This is a genomic window from Kamptonema formosum PCC 6407 (assembly GCF_000332155.1).
Taxonomy (GTDB): Bacteria; Cyanobacteriota; Cyanobacteriia; order Cyanobacteriales; family Microcoleaceae; genus Kamptonema; species Kamptonema formosum.
On the sequence record NZ_KB235898.1, the window covers coordinates 899,237 to 926,035 of the forward strand.

Sequence of the window (26,799 nt, forward strand, 5' to 3'; positions counted from 1 at the left end):
TTACCTAAATCTTTCATAAAAATTGAGGCATATAATCATGTTGAGTAAACTAGACAATCACGACCTTTTCACTCCAGAACAGGTTCTAGAAAATAGAGGTCGAGTAGCAATTTTTATCGATGGCTCTAACCTATTTTATGCTGCTTTACAATTAGGAATTGAAATCGATTACACTAAGCTGTTGTGCCGTTTAACTGCTGGTTCGCGGTTGTTGCGCTCTTTTTTCTACACAGGTGTAGACCGCACAAATGAGAAACAGCAAGGATTTTTACTGTGGATGCGCCGCAATGGATATCGCGTGATTTCTAAGGATTTAGTGCAACTTCCAGACGGCTCAAAAAAAGCTAACTTGGATGTAGAAATTGCTGTAGATATGATGGCTTTGGTGGGTTCTTACGATACAGCAGTTTTAGTCAGCGGTGACGGGGATCTAGCTTATGCTGTGGATGCTGTCAGCTATCGCGGAGTCAGAGTTGAGGTAGTGAGTTTGCGATCGATGACGAGCGACAGTTTAATTAATGTAGCAGACCGCTATATTGATTTGGAATCGATTAAGGAAGATATCCAAAAAACTAATCGCCCGAATTATGCTTATCGTCCCTTGTCTGGCATTAGCTTGATGGACGATCATGAAGATAGATAATAATTGTTAGTGGTTAGTGGTTAGTAGTTAGTGGAAAAGACAACTTAACAACTAACAATTAACGACTAACCACTAGCAACTACCAATTAACAATGATTCATCCAAAATCTAAAATCCCAAGTTCAAAATTTCCCAGAACACTACCACTAGCTTTAGTTACTTTGCTTTTGGGAATAGTCGCTTGTGGAACTGAAGAAGCAACCCAGAAAAACAAATTAGCCGAAGATATTACTTCTGCTGAAAAGTTAAATAGCACGTTAACTTTGAGCGATGTTACTCTCGAACAGGCTAATGAAAAAGGGGAACGACTATGGACGGTAAAATCCCAGCAAGCTACTTACAGTAAAGACCAAAAAGTAGTTAATGTTAAAAATCCCACTGGTAAACTCTTTCAAGATGGCAAAGAAGTTTATCAAATTGAGGCTCAGACTGGCGAGGTACGCCAAGATAGCAATCAAATTATACTTAAAGGCAAGATTGTAGCTACCGATCCCCGCAATGGTATAGTGCTACGGGGGAATGAGTTAGAGTGGCGACCAAAGGAAGATTTACTGATTGTTCGTAATAATTTAACGGGAGATCATAAACAGGCAATAGCTTCAGCTAAGGAGGCGCGAGTTTTTAGTCGCGCTAAGCGGATGGAGTTATTCGGGTCTGTGGTTGCTAATATTAAAGATCCTGTTTTACAGTTACGAACTGAGCATTTAATTTGGCTGTTAGATCGGCAAAAGATGATCGGGGATCGCCCAGTACAAATCGATCGCTACAAAAATAAAATAATTACAGATCGAGCTTATGCTGACCAAGCTGATGTTGATTTAAAACTCAAAATTGCTAACTTGACAAAAAATGCTCAATTACTGCCTTCAGACCCGCCGTTGCAGATATCTAGTAATATTATGAGTTGGAATTTTCCCGCTGAACTTGTGGTTTCGCCGGGGCCTGTGACTGTTATTCAACTCAAAGAAAAAGTGACGATGAGGGGGAATCAAGGTCGGGGAGATTTAGAAAAAGATGTCTTTTATTTAACTGGCAATGTTGTTGGAATTGGGGAGAAACGTAATGCTCAATTGAATACAGATAATTTTATTTGGTATTTAAAAACTCAGACTTTTGATGCTATAGGAAATGTGGTTTATCGTCAATTAGACCCTGAGTTTAATTTGACTGGGCCCAAGGCTGCGGGACAACTTAAAAATGAAACTGTGGTTGTGCAAGGGGATGCAAATGGTGGCCAGGTAGTTACTGAGATTATTACTAAGTAGGAAATTTGTTGGGATAGTTGCTAATCAGGACTTACGCACCCAACCAAAGAAACCGGGTTTTTTGACGAACTAATAGCATTGCTACTGCATATTCTTCTGAGAAATTCTGATGATGTAAGGAGAATATTTATGTCTTTCATAAGAACCAACCCAAATATCATAATTACCAGAAAGCCATTGACCGACAAGACCAGGGTTTTTGCCTTCATAGTCATCATTGCACCAAGTTCCACCAGGCCCGCGTACTATTAAGGTGGTATCTTCAGAACTTTTCACTTGAATGCTCAGATACTCGAAAAAATTCCTTAAAACTAACTTATGGTCTGGCTTTCCATCTATAAAACCAATGCAAGGCCCTGTAACGGTTTCTTGTCGGCCTGCTGTTTCTTGAGCTACTACAAATCCACCGCTAAGACCTCTAATTGTCATCGGATCTGGAGAAAAATCTAGGCTGAGAGTGACATCTTCAAAGATAGGTGTTGAGTTCTTTTCTTGAGCGATCGCTAAGACATTGTTCAGCAGAATAAACACAGCTATTGCTAGTGCTAAAACTAATACTCCTTTGTGTCTTTTCCGATTGGTCATGGGTGGGATGTAGCAGCAATTAGGTATTTGTTAACGGTTAACAGTTAACAGTTAACCGTTAACCGTTAACTATTTAGGATTTTCGTCCTAAAACTTGTTCTTTGAGAATTTGGATGTTTTGAGATAATTCTTGGCGATTGGAGGACTTCAGTAAATAGCGGTAGATAAACCAGCTTGAGTATCCAATTCCAATTAGCTCAAAAGTTGGCTCTAGGAAGGGGATATCGTTTAGCGCGTCCACTACGCCCAGAAATATTTTGAAGGCGATAATTGAGGCTATTATCAAACCTAGAAGAGTGAGCTGGCTTTTGTACTCTTGATAAAAGCCGCTGATGTAATCTGGGAGGTGGGACAAAATTGAGAGGATTTGTTCTTTAATCTGCTGCGACTGGCTTGTTGACTGGGTTGTTGATTTGTCTGCGGCAGTATCTTCGACGATGATAACAGTTTCAGGTGGATTTGAGGTTGACATTTTTGCTACTATAACAGGTTGTTCAGGTTGATTTGGGGTAGTTATTTCAGCACTGGCAATCGTTTCAAACGGATTTGCCGCAGGTGTTTGGAGGTAATTTACTGCTGGCGGTTCTGGGCTAGCAGTTTCGGCTGTAACTTCTGTTGGTTGTTCTGAAGTAGGAGTTTCGGCAACTACTTCTGCTGGTTGTTCTGGACTAGCAGTTAGGACAACTACTTCTGTTTCTGGTTGTTCGGGAGTAGCAGTTTCGGCAACTACTTCTGTTTCCGGTTTTTCTGGGTTAGGAATTTCAGCCACGACACCAGCCTCTTGAAAATTTAACTTTTAATGCCCTCTTGCAAGCGGGTGATATCCATTTCCCGTTGGTGAAGGATTACCCACGATTCTATCAGGTCGGGGCCGTGCATTGCCCCTGTCAAAGCTGCCCGGAGAGTTCGCATGATTAGCCCTTTTTTGAGGTTTTTCTCTTTGCTCACCTTTTTGGTAATTTCTTGAGCTTGGGCTGATGTTAACTGCGGACAGCTTGATAGTGCTTCTAAAATCGCTTGCAATGCGTCTGCTGCGTCTGGTTGCTGCAATTGAGCAGTGGCTTCTTCTTCGTACTCCAAGGTTGGGGTAAAGAATAATTTGCTCATATCGACGGCATCTTTGAGACGGACGAGACTAGGGCCAATCAGAGCGGTAATTTGTTCGAGCCAAGGGCGATCGCTCACTGGATCGAAGTCATACCCCGCTGACTGCCAATAGGGTATCAATAAATTTGTCAGTTGCGGCACTGCCATTTTGTGTAGATATTGACTGTTGAGCCAGTTGAGCTTGTCCCAGTCAAATTTCGCCCCTGCTTTGTTGACGCGATCGCAGCTAAAATGTTGAGCTGCTTCTGAGAGTGTAAAGATTTCTTGGGTGGAATCGGGGGGTGTCCAACCTAGAAGCGTCATGTAATTGACTAATGCTTCTGGGATGTAACCCATGTCTTTAAAGTCGGAAATAGAGGTTACGCCGTCGCGTTTAGAAAGTTTTTGTCCTTCTTTATTTAAAATTAGGGGCGTGTGGGCAAATTCGGGGAGTGCGGTTCCCAAGGCTTCATAGAGCAAAATTTGTTTGGGAGTATTGCCGATGTGATCTTCGCCTCGGATGACGTGGGTGATGTTCATGTCGATGTCATCGACGACAACGGCGAGGTTGTAAAGGGGTTGACCGATGTTACCGCCGCTGGAAGCTCTAGCGATTACCATGTCGCCGCCGAGGTCGCTGCCTTTCCAGGTGACGGTTCCGCGTACCATGTCATGCCAGGATATGGTGCGATCGTCGTCGATGATGAAGCGGATTACGGGTTGTCTGCCTTCGGCTTCAAAGGCGCTTTGCTGTTCGGGGGTTAGGTGACGGTGGCGATTGTCGTAGCGGGGGGCTTGTTTTTTAGCTTTCTGTTCTTCCCGCATTTGGTCGAGTTCTGCGGCGCTGGTGTAGCAGCGGTAGGCCAGTCCTTTGTCTAAGAGGGTTTGGACTGCTTGACGGTATAAGTCTAGACGCTGGGATTGGAAACTGGGGCCTTCATCCCAGGTGAGGCCGAGCCAGGTGAGGCCTGTTTGGATGTTCTCGGTGTATTCTGGGCGCGATCGCTCTAAGTCTGTGTCTTCTATCCGCAGGATGAATTTACCGCCAGTGTTGCGGGCGTATAGCCAGTTAAATACGGCGGTTCTGGCGGTACCGATGTGTAGATTGCCGGTGGGAGAGGGGGCGATGCGAACTCTGACTGTCATTTTTTGATTTACTACGATGTTAGTTTGGGGGCGTTTAGCTGGTTGGAAGGCGTGGCGCTTGTGGAACTATAGATTTTAATATAGCTTGTGCCAGAGTGGCGCTTGAGTTGGATTGAATGGATGAGGGAAGGGAGGGCGATCGCTACGAAAATCCAGCAATGGCAATAAAAGAAGAGTTAAGTTAAATTAAGTTTGATGGATGCGTCCACAACCCTGAATCACTTTGAGGAATCGATATGGCAGATTCAAAAAGCGAAATAAACGCTAAAATCGAAAATTTTCCTGTAAACAGTCCTAGCTTTCAGACTACATTAATATCGGCTTTTGAGATGGCAATGCGTCACCACCAAGAACAGGAATTAGCTGCATTGAGGAACACAGTTTTAAATGCTGGACTACCAAATGCACCGGAGGCAGATATACAGAGAATGTTTCTAAATTGGCTAGATGAATTTACAAGTTGGCATTTAATGTTACTCAGGTATTTACAGGAATATAATGCTAATGACATACAAGTTATTGAAGAAGGTCTTGAGGTAAAACGCCCTTTTTATAATCAGGTACTACAAGATTTACAAGCCAAAGGTTTAATATATTTGAAAGAGGTATATGTAGCCAAAGAAAAGAATAAAGAATACGAAAGACAGTTTCCCAATCCTATTCCACTGCCTTCTACAAATTTGATGGATTTAGGCTATCGAGATCCTTATAAAGATACAAATATAGTGGTTTTCAAGCGAGTTGAAAATATTGATAAATTTATCAAAGAGGGTAAATATTATTGCGATAATAGCAGTAAATCCGCTAAAGTTGATCGCATTACAGATGTGGGTAAATTATTTTTGGACTTCATTAAAAATCCTATTGAAAAAGTAAGTTTTGACCGCTCTCAACAATGAGAGATAGTGCTATCTCCAAAACGTGCAAGTTGCGTTACCTAAGCTGACACAGACCGCAAATTTTAATTGTTTGACATGGGAACCTGATGCTGAGCAATAATGTGATATAGAAGCCGGTAGGTATTTGTAAACAAATGTTCTTGAAAGCTCTAACCAGTCGGATTTCTTCTAAATCGCTCAAGGTGCCGCTGCGTCTTGTGTTCTTAGTGCCCCTAGTGCTGCAAATCTCGGCAGCAGTAGGGTTGACGGGATGGCTGTCTTTTCGCAACGGACAGAAGGCAGTTAATGATTTAGCGGCCAATTTGAGTTTAGAAGTTACTGGTCGCACTCAAGAGCATTTTCAAAGCTTTGCAGACGCATCTAACTTATTTCTGGAATTGAATACGGCGGCAATTCGAGCCGGAAATTTAGATCCAGAAGATTTTCCTAGCTTAGAACGCTATTTCTGGCATCAGACTCAAGTGAGCGATCGCGTGACCACGATCTATTATGGTAGTGTTTCGGGCGAATTTCTACTGCTTAAGAGAGAAAATCCTCCTCTTGTCTATATTAAAGACGAGTCTACAGATTTTGCCAGGAAAATTTACCGCCTCGATAGTCAAGGAAATCGCGTTGAGTTGGTGAAAACAGACAATTACGATCCTCGGACTCGGCCTTGGTACAAAGCTGCCGTGCGATCGCGTCAATCTACTTGGTCGCCTATCTATCAATTTACCGCGATGCCTGTTCTGGGGATCACGCCAGCCACCCCAATCTACAATAAAAATGACGAATTGCAAGGTGTGCTGGCAATCGACTTAACCTTAGAGCAAATTAGCAATTTTCTCAGAGGCTTAAAAATTGGCAAATCGGGACAAGCTTTTATTATCGAGCGCAGTGGTGATATTGTTGCTAGTTCGACAACAGAGTTGCCTTTTGTCAAGACTGCTGAGGGACAAAAACGCTTAAAAGCAACTAACAGTAATAACCTATTGATTCGTTCAGCGGCGGAGTCTCTGTATCAACAATTTGGCAATTTAGACCGGATTCAGGAACCGATTCATATAACATTTAATGTTGACTCTCGCAATCAATTTTTAACTGTGGCTCCCCTAGCTGATGGTAAAGGAATTGATTGGCTGATCGTCGTGGCAATTCCCGAAGCCGATTTTATGGACGGCATCAATGCTAATAACCGTACTACTTTCTTGTTCTGTGTGGCAGCTTTGGCGGTGGCAATCGTGCTTTCAATTTACACTTCCCGCTGGATTACTAACCCAATTCGACGCTTAAGTGCAGCCACAAAAGCAATGGCACAGGGGGAATTAAACCAAAAGGTTGAGGTGCCAATTGCTGAAGAACTGGGGATATTAGCTGAGTCTTTCAACTTGATGGCTAAACAGTTACGCTCGTCATTTGCAGCTATGGAAGCGACAAATGTAGATCTAGAACAGCGAGTTATAGAACGTACAGCTAAACTCCAATCTGCGGAAGCGGAACTGCGGGCGCTGTTTGCAGGGATGAGCGAATTAATTCTAGTTTTGGATAGGAATGGCCGCTATTTAAAAATCGCGCCGACAAATCAAGCACTGACGTACAAACCGATGGAAGATTTAGTTGATAAAACGATTGGTGAAGTTTTTCCACCAGCACTTGCTGATACTTTTGTCGGCTATATCCAGAATAGCTTAGATTCTCAGCAGACTGTCAATGTTGAGTACAACTTGACGATCGGCGATCGCGAAGTCTGGTTTGCAGCTAGTATTTCCCCACTTTCACAGGAATCAGTAATTTGGGTAGCGCGGGATATCAGCGATCGCAAACTGGCAGAATCAGCACGACAACAGACAGAAAAACAGTTACTCCGGCAAAACTCGGCCTTGGTAGAACTAGCACGAAATAAAGCTTTATACCGAGGAGATTTGAATGCTGCTATCAAAGAAATTACCGAAACTACTGCCTGCACTCTTGAACTCGAACTAGCAAGCGTATGGCTGTACAATGAAAGCCGATCGCAGATGGAATGTTTTGACCGATTTGAGCGCAGCAGTGGCTTACATAAGTCCGGCGAGCCATTAGTAGCAGCGGATAACCCGGCATATTTTCAAGCTTTGGAAGAAGATCGGATAATTGCACCCGGAGATCCCTTCAGCGATCGCCGGACTAAGGATTTTGCTAATTCTTACTTTGCGATTACTGGTACTGCTTCTATGCTTGACGCACCGATCCGAGTTGGTGGTGTGGTAATGGGAGTTCTCTGTTTGGAAGAAGTGGAACAAACCCGATATTGGACGCAGGAAGAGCAAAATTTTGCGGCTTCTATTGCAGATTTAGTATCTTTAGCGATCGAAGCTAGCGATCGCCTGCGTACCGAAACCGCTCTTCGCAGTGCTGAAGAAAAATATCGCAGTATTTTTGAGAACACAGCCGAAGGTCTATTTCAAACGAGTTTAGAAGGACACTTTCTGAGCGCAAATCCTGCTCTCGCCAGGATTTACGGTTATTCTTCCCCAGAGGAACTGCGAGAGCTTGTCAGCGACATCAAAAGCCAAGTTTATGTAGATCCCCACAGACGAGATGAACTCACCCGGCTAATAATCCAAAGAGGTGCAGTATCAGGGTTTGAGTCTCAGGTTTACCGTGCTGATGGTAGTATTATTTGGATTTCGGAGAATGTGCGATCGGTCTTAGATCGAGATGGGAACGTGCTTTATTACGAAGGCAGTATTGAAGATATTAGCGATCGCAAACACTTTGAGTCAGTTTTGCAGTTAGCAAAAGAAGCAGCGGAAGCAGCTTCGATGGCAAAGAGTTCCTTTCTCGCCAACATGAGCCACGAACTACGAACCCCCCTAAATGCAATCATCGGTTATAGCGAAATGCTCCAAGAGGAAACGGAAGATTTAGGCTACCAAGAACTCACCCCCGATCTCCATAAAATCCACATTTCTGGTAAACATTTACTCTCACTAATCAACGACATTCTTGATATTTCTAAAATAGAAGCCGGTCGCATGGATCTTTACTTAGAAACTTTTAGTGTCGATGATTTAATTGATGATGTTGCTGCTACTGCTAAACCGCTAGCCGAGAAAAATGGAAATATTTTAGAGGTGATAAAAAACAGCGATATCGACACAATGCACGCTGATATTACCAAAGTACGCCAAATTTTATTAAACTTACTGAGCAACGCTGCCAAGTTTACCCACAATGGCAAGATTACTCTAGCAGTGAGTAGGGAAATAGCGGCTATTGATGCGGAAGAAAGTATGACGACAGCAGAAGTAATAATAGATAATCAATCGAATATCAATAATAATAATTCATCCGCAATTTCTAATTTTGAATGTTTGATTTTTAATTGTACTGACACTGGTATCGGCATGACTTCTGAACAATTGCAGCAGATTTTCCAACCTTTTACTCAAGGAGATGCTTCTACTACTCGTAAATACGGCGGCACTGGTTTAGGATTAGCAATTAGCCACTGCTTTTGTCAGATGATGGGGGGCAAAATTGCAGTTGAAAGTCAGATTGGTATCGGCTCTACTTTTAGTGTCAAGTTGCCTGCTAATATGGCTAATGGCTAATTGCTAATGGCTAATGGCTAATTGCTAATGGGTAACTGCTAATTGCTAATTGCTAATGGCTAATTGCTAATGGCTAATTGCTAATTACCCCTATCCCCATCTCCCCCGCTCCCCTGCTCCCCTGCTCCCCCGCTCCCCCGCTCCCCCGCTCCCCCGCTCCCCATCTCTTCCCCTAGCCCCTAGCCCCTAGCCCCTAGCTTAATTGCCGCACAGACTCCCAGACATACTGCCAAAGTTAGAGGATCGGGCTCTTCTTTTCGCAATTGCTCAATCTCAGCAGTACGGCCACCCTCAGACTCCATGAAATCCAGTAACCATTTGGCCGCCGCTGGACTATCAATCCATTTCGCCCCAAGACACACAGGACAAATTTCCTGATTGACAGAACCGGTGCCACCGCACTCTGGACATTGCCAGTTCGCTGTTTCAGGAGGAGGGGCAAGAGGTATATTGCTCATATAGGGAGAATGTGCGATCGCTCAATATCTATGTTCTTGCTGACAAAAACAATTTTAATTTTATATTATTTCATTGTCCCGCAAATTTAACACAATCAATATAAATTTATTAATAAAGTAGGGGTCAACCCCCGTGCTAACCTCAAAAAATCGGGGCAACACGGGGGATTCCCCTGCAATAATTAGACAACTCTTTGTTAACAGTTAACAGTTAACTATTAACAAATAAATTATCGCGATCCAGCCAAAGCCTCCCGCAATTTTTGGCTGGGATTTGGTTTAGTTTGCAACTGCTTAGTTTGCAACTGCGGAGTTGCCATTTTCAAAACCAATTCCATCAACCAAGGGGCAATTCGGTGGCACCACACGGCTACATGACTTTGCCATCCGACCAAGATTTCTGGGGAATCTTTTTCTAGTCCTACAATCAATGCTTGGGCAACTTTTTCGGCAGTCATTGGCACTACCCAGCGAAATTGATGGAAGTCTCGCACCATGTCAGTATCTGTCAGAGATGGCAGTAAAGCTGTCACTTGAATATTGTAAGGTGCTAACTCGCTGCGTAAAGCTTGGGTGAATCCCAAAATTGCGAATTTCGTAGCAGAATAAGTTGCCATTGTGGGAGCGGCAAATTTACCCATCAAGCTAGAAACATTAACAATTGTTCCCTCTTTTTGGGTTGCCATTCGCCGAGCTATGAGGCTAGTGATGGTGTATGTACCCATTAAATTCAAGGCTAATTCTTCCTGAATTAATGGCATGGGGGAGCGTAAAAAAGAGGCTTGGTGGGCAACTCCCGCACAGTTGACTAAGAGTTGAATGGGGCCGCGATCGCGCCAAGCTTGAGCGATCGCAATATTCACTGCTGCTGAATCTGTTAAATCTATCGCCAAAGTCACTACTTCCACGCCTAAGACTTCGATTTCAGCGGCTACTTCTGCTAACTGCTGGCGGTTCCTGGCCACTAACAACAGCCGTTTGAGTCCTTGTTTGGCTAATTCGATGGCGATCGCCCGCCCAATTCCGCGCGAAGCACCTGTAATCAGGGCTGTTTTTCCTTCAAATTTCATCATTTAATTCTCCTTTTTTGTCTCACCGCGTAGTTAGCCAATGCCGAATTTCTTGATAGTGTTGATAGAGAACTTTCGGCATCTGGTGAGATGAACTTGTTCGATTGTGTCGAGCAGGATTAGTAGAAGGAAATAGTTAAGCGTACAAGACTGATAACTGAAAAGCAGGTGACATCAGTATTTTCCTTCTGCTTTCAGAATAGCGGCCTTCTACCTTCTACTTATTAGTCCTGATAGCGTTGTGAATTTGATTTAATCATGGTTGCAGATTCGCACTAATCTCTGAAACCAACCTCATGCAAGTAGACTCTCCTGAGATTTCAAATCCTAGATTACCGATTCAGTAAGTAAGTGTTAATTAATCTCCATTTCGTGTATCCCCACTACTGAATTGATGTTCTAAGAAAGAATCAATCAATCAGTGTGAAGTGTTGGGCAATGTAGGGCATGAATGGTACACCTCCTCGATTCAGAGTTACCGCAGTTTGGGCTATATGCACACCTTAACTTGGGGATCAACAGGTTGCAACAATTTTTAATAAATTTCCCGTTACATTTCTTTACAATACGTTCAGATTGCGGGTTTCCAAGTCCCGTGAAAGCCCATAGGCACGACGCTGGGCAATGCCAATCTACAAACTGGTTCGCCTGCAATGCCTGCACTGTCAAAGATCCAGACTTCGCTGGTGTCAGAATTGCCATCGTAGACAAGAGTTAAAATCCAACCGCGATCGCGATCGCTGGGATCTGGCGCGTAGATGGGTTCGCTAGGATAACGGTTTTCACCGAAGTCAGCGCAGGTAAGGGTGCCGGTGTGAGAGTCAAAACGGGCGATCGCGCCGAACATTTCTTGACTAATATCCACGCCTTCCCGTTGTACCGATAGATAAGTGTAGCGGGACAGTTGACCCACTTCCGACGGGGACACAATCGGAAACTCGCAATGTCTGTTCAAAACTTCCTCCGCCTGCTGCACTTTGGCGGTTTGCGGTTCCAGGCGTACTTGCCAGAGAGTCGCTTTAGCAAAAGTTTTGGTTTGTCCGCTGGCGACTTCCTTAAGATATTGGTTGGTTACAAAGTCGGGATAACGGGCAAAATCGATAATTATTGAACCAGTTGAGTCTACCCAACCGTTAGCGAAATGCCATTGAAAGCAAGAATCGGTTTCACCGCGACTTACTAGGGAGAGAGTTTCGCGATCGAACACTAAAATTTGCGTACCTAACTGGGGTTTCCACTCAAAGGATTCGCTGTAGCAGCTTAATCCAGCCAACAGCGGCCAGGGATTGAGGCGCAGGGGTGAGACGAAAAACACTAAATAAGGCCCAGCCATGACAAAATCGTGAATCGCCGGAATGCCATCTAGGAGAAAAGTTGTTTTTTGGACGATTTTGCCCGTAGGGTCGCTTTTATAAAGATTGAGCTTACCCTGGGCACCAGCGCTAATGCCAAAGTTAAAAATATAGCCAGTATCGGGATCTCGTTTGCAATGGGCAGAATAGGGAAGCCCATCATCAAGGCCGCCAAGATTGTCCAGTCCCCTAGTTTCCAAGTTTTCGAGGTCGAGGGCGTGGGGGTTCGCGCCTTCCCACAAAGCTAAGAGTTTATCTGGAAGGGCGAGTACAGAAGTGTTAGCGGCATTTTTGACTGGTTTGCCCCATCGTTGCCACAGAGGGCCGGGTGCAGTCATCCCGTAGTTGCTGTAAAGAAATTTGCCGGCTGCTGTTTCGGCTTGATATCCGGCAGTTTGGACGTAACGGTAGAGGGCGGTTGCGTTGGGTTCGCGAAAATGTACAGCCAGAATTGCCCCGTCACCATCAAACCAATGTCCCGCGCGATCGCCCCCCCGTTCCAATCTTCCAGGGCCATTGCGATACAAAGTACCGCGCAATCCTTCTGGGATTTTACCGCTGAGGACTTGTAACTGAGTCGAGGGAAACTCTTTGGCGGGATTGATAATGGCTTTTGCCCAGGCTTTTTTTGTTGAGACTTGATTAAGAATCATAAATTAATAACTTGATGAATTGTCAGATATAATCAAGAACAGCAATAGTTGCTTATTACCAAAAATGAGATAAACTTGCAACTAATTTTTCTTCATTTCTTAGTTAAGATTATGTAGGATATTCCACACTGGGAAGGTGAGTACCAACATAACCGATAATTACCTTTCGCATACCTACTTTTGACACTTCTGGAAAGAAGTAAATTCGCCAATTAAACTGTCTCTCTTTGGCGTGTTTCTCAAATAGACGTTCCTTACCATCAGGGCAAAGGAAAGTTCGTGCTTTACGGTATTTTTTATTCTTAAGAGTTTGTTCACTTTCTCCAGACACATCAAGAGAAGTACCCTCTAGGTTAAAATACCCCGTTTCCCAATTCTTAGCACAATTCTCAAGTTCATACAAAATCTCCAAAACGAGTTTTAACCTTTCGTCTCCGGTACGGAGTTTCTACAACTGTTTATTACCAGCATCGCAAAATTGCAGATTAGGGAAAATTTCATCTCTACGATTCCAAAGTTCCCTCCCGTTAAGCCGATCTGGTTGGAGACGCTTCTCAATCCAATCAGCGTGTTCGAGAACGTGGTTTTTCTGACTAGCGTGAATAACCTCTACACTTTCTTCTATTAGGTTCTCTTCCTCATCAATTTGTATTAGTTCTAAGTTGATGAGACTGTTATTCCAGAGCGATTCTGAATTCAGACTAATTGCTAATGTTTCAAGGTAGTAAGCAACTTTAAAGCCTTCTGCTTGAGTACCCTGTAAACTAAACTCACAATCCAAATCTTCAACTTTTATTTTAATCTTTACATCAGGAATATCAACTGATAAAGGAGTCTTAGTTGCCAGAGTTCTCAGAAAAGTCCGCTCTTCTCTATTCACTGTATTATCATTACGCCAATGAGAAAGAGTATAATTTTCTGTAAGAATCAGAACATAAAAATCTGCTTGAATGCGGATTCCCTTCAGTCCACAGCGTTTAGCTTCACGCATTATACTAATCAATTCTGACATCCATTGTCGTGCGGTAAAAATATCAGGAGCAAGAGTTCGCGCGGACAGTTCATTAAACACCATCTCCAAATCCATCGCTTATTCTCCTTCCACCGCAGGTTCTAACAAAATCTCCAAGCTATTATCCCACTCATCAAAAAAACCATCCGGCCAGCGATCAATTCGTCCGTTTCTATCGATTTTAGGAGATACTACATCCGTCACAGCTTGTCCTTCTTTATTTTGACGCTGGAAGTAATGCAAACGAACATCTTTGGGGGCAAGTTTGCCTCCGTGAACCGCAAGGCGAATCCCATTTAAAACATGATCGCTGTGAGTTTCTATCACAACTTGAACGCCACCACTAGCAGCTAAAGCTAATAATTGACCCATCTTAACTTGTCCTTTAGGATGGAGATGCGCTTCAGGATTTTCAATTAAAATTATTGTACCAGGTGTTGATGTAAGTGCCGCTACAATAATCGGTAAAGTATAGCTAATTCCAAATCCCACATTAGTTGCACGGTAAGGATTGCTATCTCCATAGGAATATTGAAAACTCATTAAATCAACATCAGATTTTGTGTCAATTTTGAGGCGCGTACCGGGACTTACTTCTCCCATCCACGCCTCAACTTGGTCGATTAAATCCATTGATTTTGCAGTAGATTGTTCTTTTTCTCTTTGAGTCTTTGATTTTATCTCTGGATAACTGAGACTGTTATTAGGAATAACTTTCCGTCCATTAATAGCCAGAAAATGAGCAGCATACTCACCTTTGATACCCAATTGACCAAGTTGTCGTACTTGGTAATCCGACATTTCATTAAATGAACGCGGCCCGATCCGCTCTGCCTGAAGGTAGTGAAAATTATTACCAAAAAGATTCGATTTATACACTTCTGAGCTAACTGGTTCCGAGTCAATATTCAACACATCTACCTCTTTGTCATATTTGAAACGCCATACCCCCTTGCTGTTGTTTTCCCAAACAATATCAAAACCAATTAATTCCTCTTCTGCTCCTTCAAACAGTGCATCTTTAGCAGTCCCAATCTTAACTAAGTCCCCATTAAGTGCCAACCCTTTTTCTGGGAGTAAACCCTGTTGATAAGATTGTCGTAACAGCAGGAGTGATTGCATAACAGAAGATTTGCCAGTGCTGTTTAAACCGGAAAATAACGTGAGTTTTTTGAAGTCCAATGACAGCTCTGCAAAAGGTTTAAAATTTAGCAACTTCAGCGAAGTAATCATGCCAAAACCTCATGAATTATTTTTTCAATTATCCTAAATCTGTACTCGATTTTTTCCGCTGCCTGAGAGATAGAAGCATTAAAATCTCGATCGCGATCTACATGACTTCTAAATTTTTCAATCAATTGCTCCTTGTGCTGCTTCACTATATCAATTTCCTCGTTGCTAAGTAAACTGAGATTAACTGACCAAACCTCAAACAATGCTTTATTAATTGGAAACATTTTTGTCTGATTTTGGGATATTTTACGGAAGGCATATTTTCCAAATATTTCCCATGCTGCAACCATCGCTTTTTTAAAATCATTTTTAATTTCTTGTAATTCCCATTCGGACATATTATTAACTTTCGATAATGCTTTACTCAAAAACAAATTTCTTTTCTCAGAGTGATAATCTTTATAAGATGTAAGCCTAAAAGCTAAAAAACCGAGTATGAATTCCCGATCGTCCATTCGCATTTTACGTAACTTACTCAAATTAGTAACTTTCAGGAATTCATCAGATGTCGCAAGTTGAGCTAAAAACTTTGTTGCCTTACCGGGGTTAAGAGCATGGCGTAGTTCTTGAGGAGACATCGGCAGTCCACCTGTATTAATACGTTTGAAAATATTATATTTAACTTCAGGAGGCGTACCTTTTTCAATCAAATAAACTGTAACTTGAGTTTCTTGAATCCGACGTTGGTATCGGCGTTCTATTTCATCATAAGTTTTGCCTTCAAAATTGGTTAAGTATTCTAGTCCACATAACTTAAGTTTTTTATCGCTCATAAATTGCTTGAGAGCAGATAAGCGCTGCAATCCATCCACAACTAACCACTTATCTTCATCCGTTGCATCTATATAAAAAGCTGGTAATGGAATCCGAATCAAAATCGACTCAATCAGTCTGCTTTTAGCCTCATCTTTCCAGATATTTGCATGGCGCTGAAAGTCGGGTGCTAAATCAAGAGCTTCCTCATCGATTCTTCTTAGGAGTTGCTCAATAGTTGGTTCTCTGGTGGAAATATTAATTTCATCAGGATCATATATCAATTTGTCTTTTTCATAAAGTTCATCATTGTTATCTTCTTCTTGATTAAGACTTAACTCATCAATCGAATCTTGGTTGGATACTTGCTGTTCTAGTTCTGGCTGATTTACCATAGGTAATACTCCTTTCTGTTAACATTTATTGCGATTTTGCATTGCCCTAATAAAACTTGGATGACGTTTTGATCCTAACAGAGAAATGAAAAATCAATAACTTGATGAATTGTCAGATATAATGAAGAACAGGGCTAAGCTACTTATTTTACCAAAAGTGAGACAAACTTGCAACAGTTTTTTTATTACTATACTATTTTATCTTTAAACCCAGGTTTTATTCTAGTTAAACTGAGTCCGAAATGAAGAAGTTTTATAATTCTATATGCTCCCATTTAACATCGATATTTCGACTGAGCTTTTACTGAATATCTCTTTCCTCATATCACGCTTAAGTACCTGGACATAAATAAACAGTGCCATTGCGAGGGTTGCGAAACCACCTCAAGTCCTTGCGATTGCTTCGCTTCGCTCGCAATGACGTACTTACGTTTATTTATGTCCGACTACTTAGCTGGTCAAGGAGTGATTTTTACAAGTCTAGATTGATCCAAAACTCTAGTCGAAAAAACTCTCACTAATAGGGGTCTATCCATATTTATAAATACAATTAACAATTAACTTCTGGTAAAATCAACATCGCATCGCCAAAAGAATAAAAACGATATTGATGCGCGATCGCCTCCTCATACAACTCAAACAACCGCTGCCTGCCAATCATCGCACTGACCAGCATCAGCAAACTAGATTGCGGTAAGTGAAAATTTGTAATTAGCCCCTCAACCACTTGCCACCGATAACCGGGATAAATAAATAAATCCGTATGTCCGCAAAAAGCTTGTAGCGACGGCAAATTTTGCTTTTGGGCCGCCGCTGCGGCCCCCTCCAGAGCCCTTACCGCCGTCGTACCCACCGCAATAATTCGGCCGCCATTTGCCTGAGTCTGGCGAATTTTGTCTACCGTTATCGCGGGTACTTCCACCCATTCTCTGTGCATCTGATGAGTAGTAAGATCCTCTACTTCCACCGGTCGAAAAGTCCCCACCCCAACGTGCAGCGTCACAAAAGCTTGCTCAATGCCCTTCTCCTGTAATCCCTTAAGTAATTCATCAGTAAAGTGTAGCCCAGCAGTCGGCGCTGCGATCGCCCCCAATTTCTCAGCATAAATCGTCTGATACTGTTCCCCTAAAGCCTGAGAATTCTTAATATAAGGCGGTAACGGTATGTGACCATATTCCGGCAACAACTGCACCAGAGACATTCCCACAGGCACTTCAAACTGCAACAGCCGCCCCCCAGTAGCCTCATCCCTTTCTAGAACCGTCGCACTCAAGCGATCGCCATTAGGAATTTCCCCATTGAGTGGGTCAAACTCGATCCTAGCACCTGGTTTCAAGCGTTTTCCCGGTTTAACCAAAGCCAGCCAGCAATTGCGTTCTCGCTCTTCCATTAGCAAAGCTTCCACCGGGTAGCCATTAGGTTTACGACCTTTGAGCCTAGCTGGGAGCACGCGGGTATTATTGAGAACCAGTAAATCTCCCCGCTTGAGAAAGTTTGGCAACTCCCGAAAAATAGAATGCTGGTGGCTATGGGGAGAATCCACTACCAATAAACGGGAGCTATCCCTTGGTACAACTGGATTTTGGGCAATCCGTTCGGGAGGTAGTACGTAGTTGTAAGCCTCTAATTTCAAGTCTAATGAGGAATTAATTTCTGTCATTTCGTATATCTCTGTAAAATAAATCTGTAAACTTAGCAACAAATTGGGTAAAACCCCCCATCTAAAATCGGGGGCTTCTCCCCTAGCGCTGGAAGCGATACTCCACGAATATAGAAGTATAGCGTCAGCTTCTCACCTCAAGGAGAGCTATGGAATACCTCTACTACATTGCCAATACCAGTCTCACCCTGAGAGTGGTTGATTACCTCCGAACCCCCAGAGACCTACCGGTTCAATTTATCACTGTCATTCATCAGATCGATGGTTGGGTGGTAAAAGTAAAAATGAGTCAATACTTAACGCCTCAGCAGCACGGAGACTTCCGAGCTTTTATGAATGAACTGGGGATACCTTACGAGCCAGAAATTCGCCTGCAAATGGCACTTTGGAGCTTAGAAACAGGACAATCACCTTTGAGCGTCATGCGCCGTTACCAAGTGGCAGTTGTTTGTCACGGCAGTCCCGATCGCAAAGAAATTGAAGCCTTTCGTCAGCAGTTTGTCAAGGGACTGGGATACTGCCCGGAAACTCTTGCTTAAATAAATTAAAAATTAAAAAGTGGTATTTCCCATTCCCTTTAATTTTTAATGGCTAAAGGCTGACTGGATATACTCTTGCAGAGTAAGACACCAAGACCCTACTATCACTGGTTCACCGATCGCCACAGTTAAGCTAGATTTTTGCTGATGATTTGATTGTGAAGGTTCGCAGCAGACGAGAGCGACATCAAATCGGCAAGGGTAATCTGCCAATTCTGGGCGATCGCTTAAAAATATTTCTGCCGTTTGCCAAAGCTTTGCTTGCTTTGTGGCATTAACAGCAAGCATTCCATCAGCATCCCAATTTCTCCGACGACGAGTTTTAACTTCTACAAAGATTAAAGTTGGTAATGGGTGATTGGTAAGGGGTAATTGGTAATTGCCCTTTTTTTCGCTGCACCCCTTCTCCTCCACTCCTGGTGCGATTGCGATCGTATCAATTTCCCCGTAGCGACACCGCCAACGCCGATGCAAAATTTCCCAGCCTTGTTCCTCCAACCACTGCGCTACTAAGTTTTCTCCCAAATTGCCAATATTGTTGGCATTTGAGGATAGGCCAGAAAAACGAGAAGGAGCAGCAGTTGTAGGATGCTCTAGATCGTTGCTTAGCTTGACACCCTTTCTAGTAAAATCAAAAGTTGATAGATCGCTGTTTCCCATTAGCTTTCAATTGCATGATTTCTAGTATTCGCCAACATATTTATACCTTCTTGTTCAGTTTAGTTCTCTTTGTCGCTGTCAGCTTGGTAGCAATTGCTATTAATCCAGTACCGGCCTTGGCTCTAGATTACAATAGAGAAGCCCTAGTCGGTGCTGATTTCTCAGGGCGCGATCTCACTGACGCGCAATTTACCAAGGCAAATCTCCGCAACAGTAATTTTAGCAATGCAAATTTGCAGGGTGTAAGCTTTTTCGCTGCAAATATGGAAGATGCTAATTTTGAGGGCGCTAATCTTAGGGGGGCGACTTTAGATTTAGCTCGGATGATTAAAGTGAATTTAACTAATGCGATCCTTGAGGGAGCTTTTGCTTACAATACCAAGTTTGAACGGGCGATCGTTGACGGTGCTGACTTTACGGATATCCTCATCCGCGATGATATGGTAGAAAAGTTGTGTAAAGTGGCGCGAGGAACTAATCCGGTTACTGGTAGGAACACTCGCGAAACTCTGTTTTGTGATTAGTTAATTGGTAATTGGTAATTGGTAATTGGTAATTGGTAATTGGTAATGGCTAATTGCTAATTGCTAATTGCTAATAGCTAATTGCTAATTACCCATCTCCCTCATCTCCCCCATCCTCCCCATCCTCCCCATCTTCCCCGCTCCCCTCTTTCCCTAGCCCCTAGCCCCTAGCCCCTAGTCCCTTCTTCTATAAGAATTTTGTTGCGATCGCCAGAGAGAAGAAAATCGAGAGATAGCAAGTACAAATACTTAATAAGTTCATTACATAAAATTGAATATTTTGCATCAATTTGCAAAGAAACTTAATCTAATTCAACACGGGAAACAGTCTGTCTTAAGATAGATATAAAAGCGCCTTTTAACTTTTTAGAATAGAAAATATTAATGGAGTTTTAAGGTGAAACAATTAGCAATCGCCTTGGGGTTTTTTAGTGGGGTAAGTATTACTCTGATCGGTTGCTCAAGAGAACCCCCTAACCCTCAGAGTAGCACAGAAAGTAGTTCTGAACTTTCATCCGTTGCAGTAGCAGTTCGCGACCTCGGCAACCCCTTCTTCGTGCAAGTTGGTAAAGGTGCAGAGGCCGAAGCAAAGAAACTAGGGGGGCCGAACACAAGAACAACTCTCGTTTCCAGTGGGGACGATTTAAATCAGCAATTTAACCAAATTGAAAACTTTATTGCCTCAAAAGTCAGCATGATTATACTCAATGCTGCTGACAGTAAAGGCATCGCTCCCGCTGTAGAAAAAGCTAAGCAAGCAGGCATTCCCATAGTGGCAGTTGATACCGCCGCTGATGGAGGTGTTGATGCCACAGTTACTTCAAATAACGTCCAAGCTGGTGAAGTAAGCTGTCAATATATAGCCGATCGCTTAAAGGGTCAAGGCAGTGTTGTAATTATCAACGGGCCTCCTGTCGCTTCAGTAATTGAGCGAGTCCAAGGGTGCGAGAATGTATTCTCTAAATATCCTGGGATTAAGGTTCTTTCCAAAACTCAAAATGCAGAAGGTAGCCGCGATGGTGGGTTGAGAGTCATGAGCGATTTGCTCACTTCCTTCCCAAAAATTGATGCTGTTTTTGCAATTAATGACCCTTGTGCTATTGGCGCAGAACTAGCGGCTAAACAGTCACAACGAGATGAATTCTTTATTGTTGGTGTCGATGGCGCACCTGAAGCTCTCGATGCGCTCAAGCAGAACAATAGCTTATTTGTAGCTACAGCAGCTCAAGACCCATTTCGCATGGCAGCCAAGGCTGTTGAGGTGGGAAATGATATTCGGAAAGGAAAGAAGCCTGCCGACCCAACAATTCTAATTCCAGTCAAACTCATTACTCGTGAAAACGTTAACGAGCATAAAGGCTGGACAAGCGAATAAACAAGTTTTTGGCTTAATATCGACAAAATTTGTGAGTTTCAGGTTGCGTAATACAGTCAAGATGTATTACATAAAACTGGAGGATTTTTAATGGTAACTCTCTCTGAATCACCTATACAGACTAAACCAATTCTAGAAATGCAAGGCATTACAAAAACCTTTAACGGGTTTAATGCTTTGCAGGATGTAAATCTAACAATTTATCCAGGGGAAGTTCACGCCCTCATGGGTGAAAATGGTGCGGGCAAAAGTACGCTGATGAAAATTTTAGCGGGAGCCTATATAGCCGATCGGGGAGAAATCAGAATTGATGGTCAAGCTATTAGGATGACTAACCCCGGTCAAGCTAGAGAGTTGGGAATAGCGATTATTTATCAAGAGCTTAATCTCGCCCCCAACCTAACAGTTGCCGAAAACATTTTTATGGGGAGCGAACTCACAAAAGGGGGCGCTCTAATCGACCAAAGCGCAATGCGGATTAAGGCATCTCAGGTACTAGAAAATCTTGATGCCAGTTTTGATGCTGGAGACTTGGTTTCGACACTTTCAATTGCCGAACAGCAGCAAGTTGAGATCGCCAGAGCACTCAAAGATCGAAGCCGCATTCTAGTGATGGATGAGCCAACAGCAGCGCTCTCAGACCGCGAGACAGAAAAGCTTTTTGAAGTTGTTCATCGGTTGCGGAAAGAGGGGATTGCCATTATTTATATTAGCCATCGCATGGAAGAAATTTATGCCCTTGCCGATCGCGTTAGTGTAATCCGAGATGGTGGCTATATTGGCTCTCTGGAAAAAAGCGAAATTTCCGCAGAACGCCTAGTGGAAATGATGGTTGGTCGTCCGTTACAGGATTTATACGAACATAAACGTCAAACAAATCCTGGCTCAGTTGTTCTGGAAGTAACCAATTTAAGTGATGAGCGGAAAAAGGTAAAGTCTGCAAGTTTTAAACTCCATGCTGGCGAAATTGTGGGTTTAGCTGGCTTAGTTGGTGCTGGTAGAACTGAGCTTGCTCGTCTGATTTTTGGTGCCGATCCAAAAATGAGCGGTGAAATTAAATTGGAGGGTCGTCCTCTCAATATCTCCGAGCCAAGTAATGCCATTAAATCAGGAATTGCTTATGTGCCAGAAGATATTAAAGAGCAACATCCATTGAACATTTCTAGCCCCGATGATGCCATTGAAGCGGGAATTGCCTATGTACCGGAAGACCGCAAAAATTTAGGTCTATTTCTAGAAATGAGTTCGGGTGAAAATATCACTTTGAATGTACTCGATCGAGAAGCAAAAGCTGGGATTATCAACTCAAAATCTCTGGCTCAAGTTGTGACTGATGCCATTCAAAACTTAGGGATTCGTCTTGCTAGTCCCAGCATTAGAGCAATGGATTTATCTGGAGGAAATCAGCAAAAATTATTGTTAGCACGTTGGTTGGCAATTAACCCCAAGGTACTTTTACTAGATGAACCAACGCGAGGCGTAGATATTGGGGCCAAAAGCGAAATTTATCGCATTATTAGCGATTTGGCAACAAATGGTGTCGCCATTTTGATGATTTCGAGTGAGTTGCCGGAAATCGTGGGAATGAGCGATCGCGTCTTAATAATGCGGGCCGGAAGCTTAGTTGGTGAAGTGGGCGGTTCAACTGGGGAAAAGATTACACAAGAGAACATTATGGCTTATGCCACTGGAGCAAGAGGGGTACAAAAACTATGAGTCAAACACAAGCGAAAAGCAGCATAAATTCAGGTCGCGATCGCTCCAAAGCGAGTAAAGTTCAAGCTTGGAGAAATTTTATCCAGGTTGCCGGTATCCTACCGATTTTGATTGTAATCTGTATAGTTTTTTCACTGGTTACACCCAACTTTCTTTCACTAGGAAATCTGATTAATGTCATTCGGCAAGCATCGATCAATATCGTGCTCGCTACGGGGATGACGTTTGTGATTTTGACTGGAGGAATTGACCTTTCTGTGGGTTCAATTTTAGGAGTAACAGCAGTTGTTGGGGTGCTGGTATCCTTACTTCCAGGTCTGGGTTGGTTCGCCGTACCTGCTGCACTATTAGCGGGAATTGGTTTGGGATTACTTAATGGTTCGTTAATTGCCTATTTGGGTTTACCTCCATTCATCGTCACGCTGGGTTCTTATACTGCTTTGCGAGGAGTTGCCTATCTGGTAGCTAATGGCACTACAGTTATTAATCGTAATCTCAATTTTGCCTGGGTAGGTAACAATTATCTGGGGCCGATTCCTTGGTTAGTGATCATCGCTTTTCTGGCAGTATTAGCAAGTTGGTTTGTCTTAAGGCGGACTGTTCTTGGCAGACATATTTACGCTGTAGGGGGTAATTCACGGGCCGCGAGACTAACAGGAATTAAGGTAAATCGGGTACTGTTATTTGTCTATGGCGTGAGTGGTTTACTGTCTGGTTTAGGCGGAATTATGAGTGCATCGCGTCTCTATAGTGCGACGGGGATGTTAGGACAAGGCTACGAACTAGATGCGATCGCGGCCGTAATCTTGGGAGGAACGAGTTTCACGGGTGGGATTGGTACTATCTGGGGTACTTTATTGGGAGCTTTAATTATTGCGCTACTCAATAATGGATTAACTTTGATGAATGTATCGTTTTTCTGGCAGTTGGTTGTTAAAGGTTTGGTGATTATTATCGCCGTAACTATTGACAAACTTCGCACTCGTTCTAGCTTTGCATAAGAGTGAAAAAAGGTAATTATACCAACTCTGAGAAGTAAGAAAAAAGTGATATTAGTGTAGGTTGGGTGCTGCCAAGTGTAACCCAACCTTCTAATTTTAGAAGAGTTTGAAGTCATCAGTGTGAGGCATCATAAATCTAGAACAGGCCTGCTTTCGGGATCATAGCCTTTGTTATTATTAATTTTAATGAAACCATGAAACGCTTAGATACTAAACTCTACAAGTCTCGACACGATAGACGAGAGAATAGACGCTGCGCCCAACAGCCATCCAGGAACCCCACGACCACGATGGAATATGTCCTTCTGCTGCGGATTTAGTGTTGAACTTTAGCTCATTATAGTACAACCATTTACTATTCACACGCCAACCTACGCGATCGCTAAACGCTACCCATATTTTATCATTATATTCCCTGGTTTCCCCCAGACTTTGATAGATGCGTTTCTGCACAGAAAAGCCGAAACGCCCATTGCTGTATTTTACCCAAAGTTGGTCAATCGTTCGCAAGTCTTCACAAGGAAAATTATCTATTTATGACTTATCCAGCCATTCTTCTTTTTCTCTACCCGCTACCTTAAACATCACTCTCGTTGTTTCTTCATCGGCCTCTTTCCACTTTAGTGAGACTAATAAATTACGTAATTCTATATAATCCATCCCCACCGCAGAAACCAATTGTATTTGATCCATATCGGCTCTCCAATTGAATAACCAGTCCAATTATCCAGTAATCCTTCAACATACCATCACACTATTTTTCACCCATTGCTATTATTACCTCGAATATTATTACCACGAAACTTAATGGAATTAAAACTACGCCTCAAATTCTCCACCAATTGCCGCAACTGTGCTAAATTTCCTACCTCACCACCATAGCGCCAGCGCACATAAGCCTCAGAAACTTCCTCAATTACTTCCACTTCATCAACACCTAAATGTTGCCGCATATCTCGCGCGTATTCCAAAGGCGTTTGAGCTCGACGCTTAACAAATCCTTTCCTAGCTAAATCCTTCAACATTTCCTGATAGATTCCCTCCACTGGCGGCAATTTCTTCAACCAGCGGCGGTAACGCCAATTTCGCCAAGTTTGCCACAGCAACCAACCAATAAAACCACAACCAATTCCTACAATTAAACCCGTAAATAACCCAACCCAACCTTTAGAAAATAAGGCTAAAAACCAAGTAATTACCCCCACTAACCAGGCAACAACAAAACCAATAACTGTATTTAATAAACCCGTTACTGGTGTCGGCAACCAACCTGCCACCCACTTCCAAAAAGCTTGCAATGCACTAAAAGTTTGATTTTCTTCAATCGATTGTGGATAAAGCGGATATCCCGGAACTGGGTTAAACGGAAACCAGCCATACTTGGGAAAATACACCTCAGTCATTAAATAGGCATCAGTGTTTTTGACGATATACAAACCCGTAAACGGATTGAATTCTCCCGGATCGAAACCGCCAACTACTCGCGCCGGAATCCCAACCGATCGCAACATAATTGTCATCACGCTAGCAAAGTGGTCGGGATAGCCGCCAGTAATTTTAGTCCCCGCTGGACTGTCTTTATATCCAAATAGAAACGCCTCGACTAAATCTTCATCTTCCCGTAAAAAAGGCGGTTCTTTTTGCAGCTTGTAATTGGGATTTTGCTTTAAATATTGAGCCAAATACAAGGCTTTCTCATAAGCTGAATTAATCGGCTTATCAGAGGTAGCAACTCTAGTTCTGGCTGCCAATATTTCCTCAGTTACCCGCCGCACTTTATCTTTAATTTGCGGCGGCACTTGTAGATAATAATTCTGAATATTTTTAGGGTAATTAGTACCTGCTTTGCCTAACAAACTGCGATCGCGATAGGGAACCTCAGAAATCACAGTATAAGTCAGTCCCTCCCGCAATTCCAAAGGCGATCGCAATGTCCCCTCCAGGTCAACGGCTATATCCTGCGTCGGAAAGTAAAGTTCCTTCGGTTGAGCCAAGGCTGGGATCAAGTTAGGCATCTGAGAAACCATTGTATAAGTCTGAATCACCTCTCTGGTGCGGTTCAGAGTCCGCATCCAATTAAGATAAAATTGGTAAGACCAATAAGGTCGATTCAGAGTTAGGGTCTTGTCATTGCGGGAAATCTCCCAACCCTGACCAGTGTAGCGATCGAAGGCCAAGACTCGCCAAAAACCTGCGGCTTGCGATCGCACTCTCATCACCACCTGCGGTTTCATTTCCCCCCGCAAGTTTTGGTTAATTTTAGTATTAAAACCGTAATAAAAAGTATCGTTTAATTTCCCCGGCCCTTTCTCTGGATTGCGGCCGCTACCTCCCCCCGAACCTTCACTATTACCACCTCTAACATAACCAGGATTCGTAATACTGCGACCGTCAAATTGTCCTTGGTATTCAATGGGGGCACTCACTGGAAAAGTCCGCAACTGATAGCCAGGGAATCGAGGCAAAAATGCAAAAATACCCAATCCTAAGCCAACAATTACTAATAACAACAGCCCAAAACGCTTGGGAGATAAAGCCTCGCCAAATTCCCACAAGTTGCGCTTTTTGTCTTTTCCTTCTTCCTTCTTCCCTTTTACTACTTCCTTGAAAATTCCTAAACGCGATCGATAATCGAGCACCAAAGTCGGAATCGCGATCGCCAAAAATAGCAATAGTAACGGCGCAAAAGTCAACTCTTGGCTGAGAGTACCCGCCACTCCCAACAAAATCAGCCCAATCACCATCGAATAGCCTAAATCTTTGCGCTGCGGCAAGTCAAAACTGTGGAGCACTTGAAGTTGAATTAACAGCTTAGCCAGAATCAGGCGGGTGTCATTCAACTCTCCTAGCAAACTGAGGAGAAAGGCAAACAAAGCCAGCAACATTCCAATTGCCAGACAGAATTTAACAGGGATATTGCGATCGCGCCGACTAAACCAACTCCAAGTCGCGCCCACAATACTCAGAGGGACAGCCCAGAGGCTAATCGCCACATCTCCTTCCCCCACCCCAGCCGCCACATCCGTAGCGATAATCCCGACTGTCACCAGCGCTTGTACCAGTACCCGCAGCAGGATCGATTCCTCAGTTTTGGGCTTCGGCATCGTCTCAAGCCACTGCCAAAGCTGACTGAAAAAAGGTAAATTTCGCCGTTTGTCCGCAGTCATTGGCTAATTCTTAGTTAGTGTCTATTAAGAGTTTA

The 26,799-nt window shown here is 43.1% G+C and carries 22 protein-coding genes and 1 pseudogene; 9 read left to right on the top strand and 14 right to left on the bottom strand.

Features of this window, described 5'->3' with window-relative positions; translation table 11 throughout:
- The first annotated feature begins 37 nt into the window (after window positions 1-37).
- Together OSCIL6407_RS0103900 and lptC are read left to right on the top strand one after the other, a co-directional pair.
- On the top strand, window positions 38-643 hold the full coding sequence (locus OSCIL6407_RS0103900; RefSeq protein ID WP_007356859.1) for a LabA-like NYN domain-containing protein: 606 nt from the start codon (window positions 38-40) through the stop codon (window positions 641-643).
- A 92-nt stretch (window positions 644-735) separates the two neighbouring features.
- Window positions 736-1,908: an LPS export ABC transporter periplasmic protein LptC gene (lptC, locus tag OSCIL6407_RS0103905; protein WP_007356860.1), complete on the top strand. Its 1,173-nt coding sequence runs from the start codon at window positions 736-738 to the stop codon at window positions 1,906-1,908.
- An 81-nt stretch (window positions 1,909-1,989) separates the two neighbouring features.
- On the opposite strand, the gene OSCIL6407_RS0103910 is transcribed toward lptC, so the two are convergent.
- The 3 genes from OSCIL6407_RS0103910 to gltX all read right to left on the bottom strand — a co-directional run bounded on the left by OSCIL6407_RS0103910 (window position 1,990) and on the right by gltX (window position 4,725).
- Window positions 1,990-2,493 (bottom strand): hypothetical protein, encoded by a 504-nt coding sequence (locus OSCIL6407_RS0103910; protein ID WP_007356861.1) that lies wholly within the window; start codon window positions 2,491-2,493, stop codon window positions 1,990-1,992.
- Window positions 2,494-2,566: 73 nt separating this feature from the next.
- Window positions 2,567-3,262, bottom strand: coding sequence for a CAAD domain-containing protein (locus OSCIL6407_RS0103915; RefSeq protein WP_007356862.1), 696 nt, complete (start codon window positions 3,260-3,262; stop codon window positions 2,567-2,569).
- A gap of 20 nt (window positions 3,263-3,282) precedes the next feature.
- Window positions 3,283-4,725, bottom strand: a complete 1,443-nt coding sequence (gltX, locus tag OSCIL6407_RS0103920) for a glutamate--tRNA ligase (protein ID WP_007356863.1) — start codon at window positions 4,723-4,725, stop codon at window positions 3,283-3,285.
- 236 nt (window positions 4,726-4,961) lie between these two features.
- Here gltX and OSCIL6407_RS0103925 point away from each other — a divergent pair, with 236 nt between their 5' ends.
- Together OSCIL6407_RS0103925 and OSCIL6407_RS0103930 are read left to right on the top strand one after the other, a co-directional pair.
- Window positions 4,962-5,624, top strand: a complete 663-nt coding sequence (locus OSCIL6407_RS0103925) for a hypothetical protein (protein ID WP_007356864.1) — start codon at window positions 4,962-4,964, stop codon at window positions 5,622-5,624.
- 134 nt (window positions 5,625-5,758) lie between these two features.
- Window positions 5,759-9,196 (top strand): PAS domain S-box protein, encoded by a 3,438-nt coding sequence (locus OSCIL6407_RS0103930; RefSeq protein WP_007356865.1) that lies wholly within the window; start codon window positions 5,759-5,761, stop codon window positions 9,194-9,196.
- 179 nt (window positions 9,197-9,375) lie between these two features.
- Here the strand turns inward: OSCIL6407_RS0103930 and OSCIL6407_RS0103940 are convergent, their stop codons facing one another.
- From OSCIL6407_RS0103940 to queA, 8 genes are all read right to left on the bottom strand, one after another.
- Entirely contained in the window at window positions 9,376-9,654 is a 279-nt protein-coding gene (locus OSCIL6407_RS0103940; RefSeq protein WP_019486937.1) for a hypothetical protein, read from the bottom strand.
- A gap of 230 nt (window positions 9,655-9,884) precedes the next feature.
- Window positions 9,885-10,724: an SDR family NAD(P)-dependent oxidoreductase gene (locus OSCIL6407_RS0103945; RefSeq protein ID WP_007357111.1), complete on the bottom strand. Its 840-nt coding sequence runs from the start codon at window positions 10,722-10,724 to the stop codon at window positions 9,885-9,887.
- Window positions 10,725-11,295: 571 nt separating this feature from the next.
- Window positions 11,296-12,729: a carotenoid oxygenase family protein gene (locus OSCIL6407_RS0103950; RefSeq protein WP_007357112.1), complete on the bottom strand. Its 1,434-nt coding sequence runs from the start codon at window positions 12,727-12,729 to the stop codon at window positions 11,296-11,298.
- A gap of 109 nt (window positions 12,730-12,838) precedes the next feature.
- Window positions 12,839-13,141 carry a hypothetical protein gene (locus OSCIL6407_RS36635; RefSeq protein ID WP_019486938.1) on the bottom strand — a complete coding sequence of 101 codons (303 nt, stop codon included), beginning with the start codon at window positions 13,139-13,141 and terminating at the stop codon, window positions 12,839-12,841.
- Window positions 13,142-13,177: 36 nt separating this feature from the next.
- Window positions 13,178-13,816: a hypothetical protein gene (locus OSCIL6407_RS30240; protein WP_019486939.1), complete on the bottom strand. Its 639-nt coding sequence runs from the start codon at window positions 13,814-13,816 to the stop codon at window positions 13,178-13,180.
- Between the two features lie 3 nt (window positions 13,817-13,819).
- Window positions 13,820-14,974 carry an AAA family ATPase gene (locus OSCIL6407_RS0103960; RefSeq protein WP_007357113.1) on the bottom strand — a complete coding sequence of 385 codons (1,155 nt, stop codon included), beginning with the start codon at window positions 14,972-14,974 and terminating at the stop codon, window positions 13,820-13,822.
- On the bottom strand, window positions 14,971-16,122 hold the full coding sequence (locus OSCIL6407_RS0103965) for a DUF262 domain-containing protein (RefSeq protein ID WP_007357114.1): 1,152 nt from the start codon (window positions 16,120-16,122) through the stop codon (window positions 14,971-14,973). Before OSCIL6407_RS0103965 ends, OSCIL6407_RS0103960 begins: the two co-directional genes overlap by 4 nt.
- 550 nt (window positions 16,123-16,672) lie before the next feature.
- Window positions 16,673-17,782 carry a tRNA preQ1(34) S-adenosylmethionine ribosyltransferase-isomerase QueA gene (gene queA, locus OSCIL6407_RS0103970; protein WP_007357115.1) on the bottom strand — a complete coding sequence of 370 codons (1,110 nt, stop codon included), beginning with the start codon at window positions 17,780-17,782 and terminating at the stop codon, window positions 16,673-16,675.
- Window positions 17,783-17,931: 149 nt separating this feature from the next.
- Here queA and OSCIL6407_RS0103975 point away from each other — a divergent pair, with 149 nt between their 5' ends.
- Window positions 17,932-18,321 (top strand): hypothetical protein, encoded by a 390-nt coding sequence (locus OSCIL6407_RS0103975; RefSeq protein WP_007357116.1) that lies wholly within the window; start codon window positions 17,932-17,934, stop codon window positions 18,319-18,321.
- Window positions 18,322-18,366: 45 nt separating this feature from the next.
- On the opposite strand, the gene OSCIL6407_RS0103980 is transcribed toward OSCIL6407_RS0103975, so the two are convergent.
- Complete coding sequence (locus OSCIL6407_RS0103980) at window positions 18,367-18,981, bottom strand: YraN family protein (protein WP_007357117.1); 615 nt, start codon at window positions 18,979-18,981, stop codon at window positions 18,367-18,369.
- Between the two features lie 14 nt (window positions 18,982-18,995).
- On the opposite strand from OSCIL6407_RS0103980, the gene OSCIL6407_RS0103985 reads away from it, so the two are divergent.
- From OSCIL6407_RS0103985 to OSCIL6407_RS0104000, 4 genes are all read left to right on the top strand, one after another.
- Window positions 18,996-19,505, top strand: coding sequence for a pentapeptide repeat-containing protein (locus OSCIL6407_RS0103985; protein WP_007357118.1), 510 nt, complete (start codon window positions 18,996-18,998; stop codon window positions 19,503-19,505).
- 397 nt (window positions 19,506-19,902) lie between these two features.
- Window positions 19,903-20,880 (top strand): ABC transporter substrate-binding protein, encoded by a 978-nt coding sequence (locus OSCIL6407_RS0103990; protein WP_007355138.1) that lies wholly within the window; start codon window positions 19,903-19,905, stop codon window positions 20,878-20,880.
- A gap of 90 nt (window positions 20,881-20,970) precedes the next feature.
- Window positions 20,971-22,596 (top strand): sugar ABC transporter ATP-binding protein, encoded by a 1,626-nt coding sequence (locus tag OSCIL6407_RS0103995; protein WP_007355139.1) that lies wholly within the window; start codon window positions 20,971-20,973, stop codon window positions 22,594-22,596.
- Complete coding sequence (locus OSCIL6407_RS0104000) at window positions 22,593-23,597, top strand: ABC transporter permease subunit (RefSeq protein ID WP_007355140.1); 1,005 nt, start codon at window positions 22,593-22,595, stop codon at window positions 23,595-23,597. The genes OSCIL6407_RS0103995 and OSCIL6407_RS0104000 overlap by 4 nt, the downstream gene beginning before the upstream one ends.
- A 210-nt stretch (window positions 23,598-23,807) precedes the next feature.
- Here the strand turns inward: OSCIL6407_RS0104000 and OSCIL6407_RS32165 are convergent.
- Both OSCIL6407_RS32165 and OSCIL6407_RS0104010 read right to left on the bottom strand, forming a co-directional pair.
- Window positions 23,808-24,290 (bottom strand): annotated as a pseudogene (locus OSCIL6407_RS32165) (GUN4 domain-containing protein).
- A gap of 68 nt (window positions 24,291-24,358) precedes the next feature.
- Window positions 24,359-26,764, bottom strand: coding sequence for a DUF4129 domain-containing transglutaminase family protein (locus OSCIL6407_RS0104010; RefSeq protein WP_007355143.1), 2,406 nt, complete (start codon window positions 26,762-26,764; stop codon window positions 24,359-24,361).
- Window positions 26,765-26,799 lie beyond the last annotated feature (35 nt).

Coding starts and splice junctions, on each gene's coding strand:
- queA (WP_007357115.1), bottom strand. CDS start 17,782: ATGACAGAAATTAATTCCTCATTAGACTTGAAATTAGAGGCTTACAAC.
- OSCIL6407_RS0103940 (WP_019486937.1), bottom strand. CDS start 9,654: ATGAGCAATATACCTCTTGCCCCTCCTCCTGAAACAGCGAACTGGCAA.
- OSCIL6407_RS0103995 (WP_007355139.1), top strand. CDS start 20,971: ATGGTAACTCTCTCTGAATCACCTATACAGACTAAACCAATTCTAGAA.
- OSCIL6407_RS0104010 (WP_007355143.1), bottom strand. CDS start 26,764: ATGACTGCGGACAAACGGCGAAATTTACCTTTTTTCAGTCAGCTTTGG.
- OSCIL6407_RS0103965 (WP_007357114.1), bottom strand. CDS start 16,122: ATGGTAAATCAGCCAGAACTAGAACAGCAAGTATCCAACCAAGATTCG.
- OSCIL6407_RS30240 (WP_019486939.1), bottom strand. CDS start 13,816: ATGGATTTGGAGATGGTGTTTAATGAACTGTCCGCGCGAACTCTTGCT.
- OSCIL6407_RS0103930 (WP_007356865.1), top strand. CDS start 5,759: ATGTTCTTGAAAGCTCTAACCAGTCGGATTTCTTCTAAATCGCTCAAG.
- OSCIL6407_RS0103950 (WP_007357112.1), bottom strand. CDS start 12,729: ATGATTCTTAATCAAGTCTCAACAAAAAAAGCCTGGGCAAAAGCCATT.
- lptC (WP_007356860.1), top strand. CDS start 736: ATGATTCATCCAAAATCTAAAATCCCAAGTTCAAAATTTCCCAGAACA.
- OSCIL6407_RS0103985 (WP_007357118.1), top strand. CDS start 18,996: ATGATTTCTAGTATTCGCCAACATATTTATACCTTCTTGTTCAGTTTA.
- OSCIL6407_RS0103980 (WP_007357117.1), bottom strand. CDS start 18,981: ATGGGAAACAGCGATCTATCAACTTTTGATTTTACTAGAAAGGGTGTC.
- OSCIL6407_RS0103910 (WP_007356861.1), bottom strand. CDS start 2,493: ATGACCAATCGGAAAAGACACAAAGGAGTATTAGTTTTAGCACTAGCA.
- OSCIL6407_RS0103925 (WP_007356864.1), top strand. CDS start 4,962: ATGGCAGATTCAAAAAGCGAAATAAACGCTAAAATCGAAAATTTTCCT.
- gltX (WP_007356863.1), bottom strand. CDS start 4,725: ATGACAGTCAGAGTTCGCATCGCCCCCTCTCCCACCGGCAATCTACAC.
- OSCIL6407_RS0103900 (WP_007356859.1), top strand. CDS start 38: ATGTTGAGTAAACTAGACAATCACGACCTTTTCACTCCAGAACAGGTT.
- OSCIL6407_RS0103945 (WP_007357111.1), bottom strand. CDS start 10,724: ATGAAATTTGAAGGAAAAACAGCCCTGATTACAGGTGCTTCGCGCGGA.
- OSCIL6407_RS0103975 (WP_007357116.1), top strand. CDS start 17,932: ATGGAATACCTCTACTACATTGCCAATACCAGTCTCACCCTGAGAGTG.
- OSCIL6407_RS0104000 (WP_007355140.1), top strand. CDS start 22,593: ATGAGTCAAACACAAGCGAAAAGCAGCATAAATTCAGGTCGCGATCGC.
- OSCIL6407_RS0103960 (WP_007357113.1), bottom strand. CDS start 14,974: ATGATTACTTCGCTGAAGTTGCTAAATTTTAAACCTTTTGCAGAGCTG.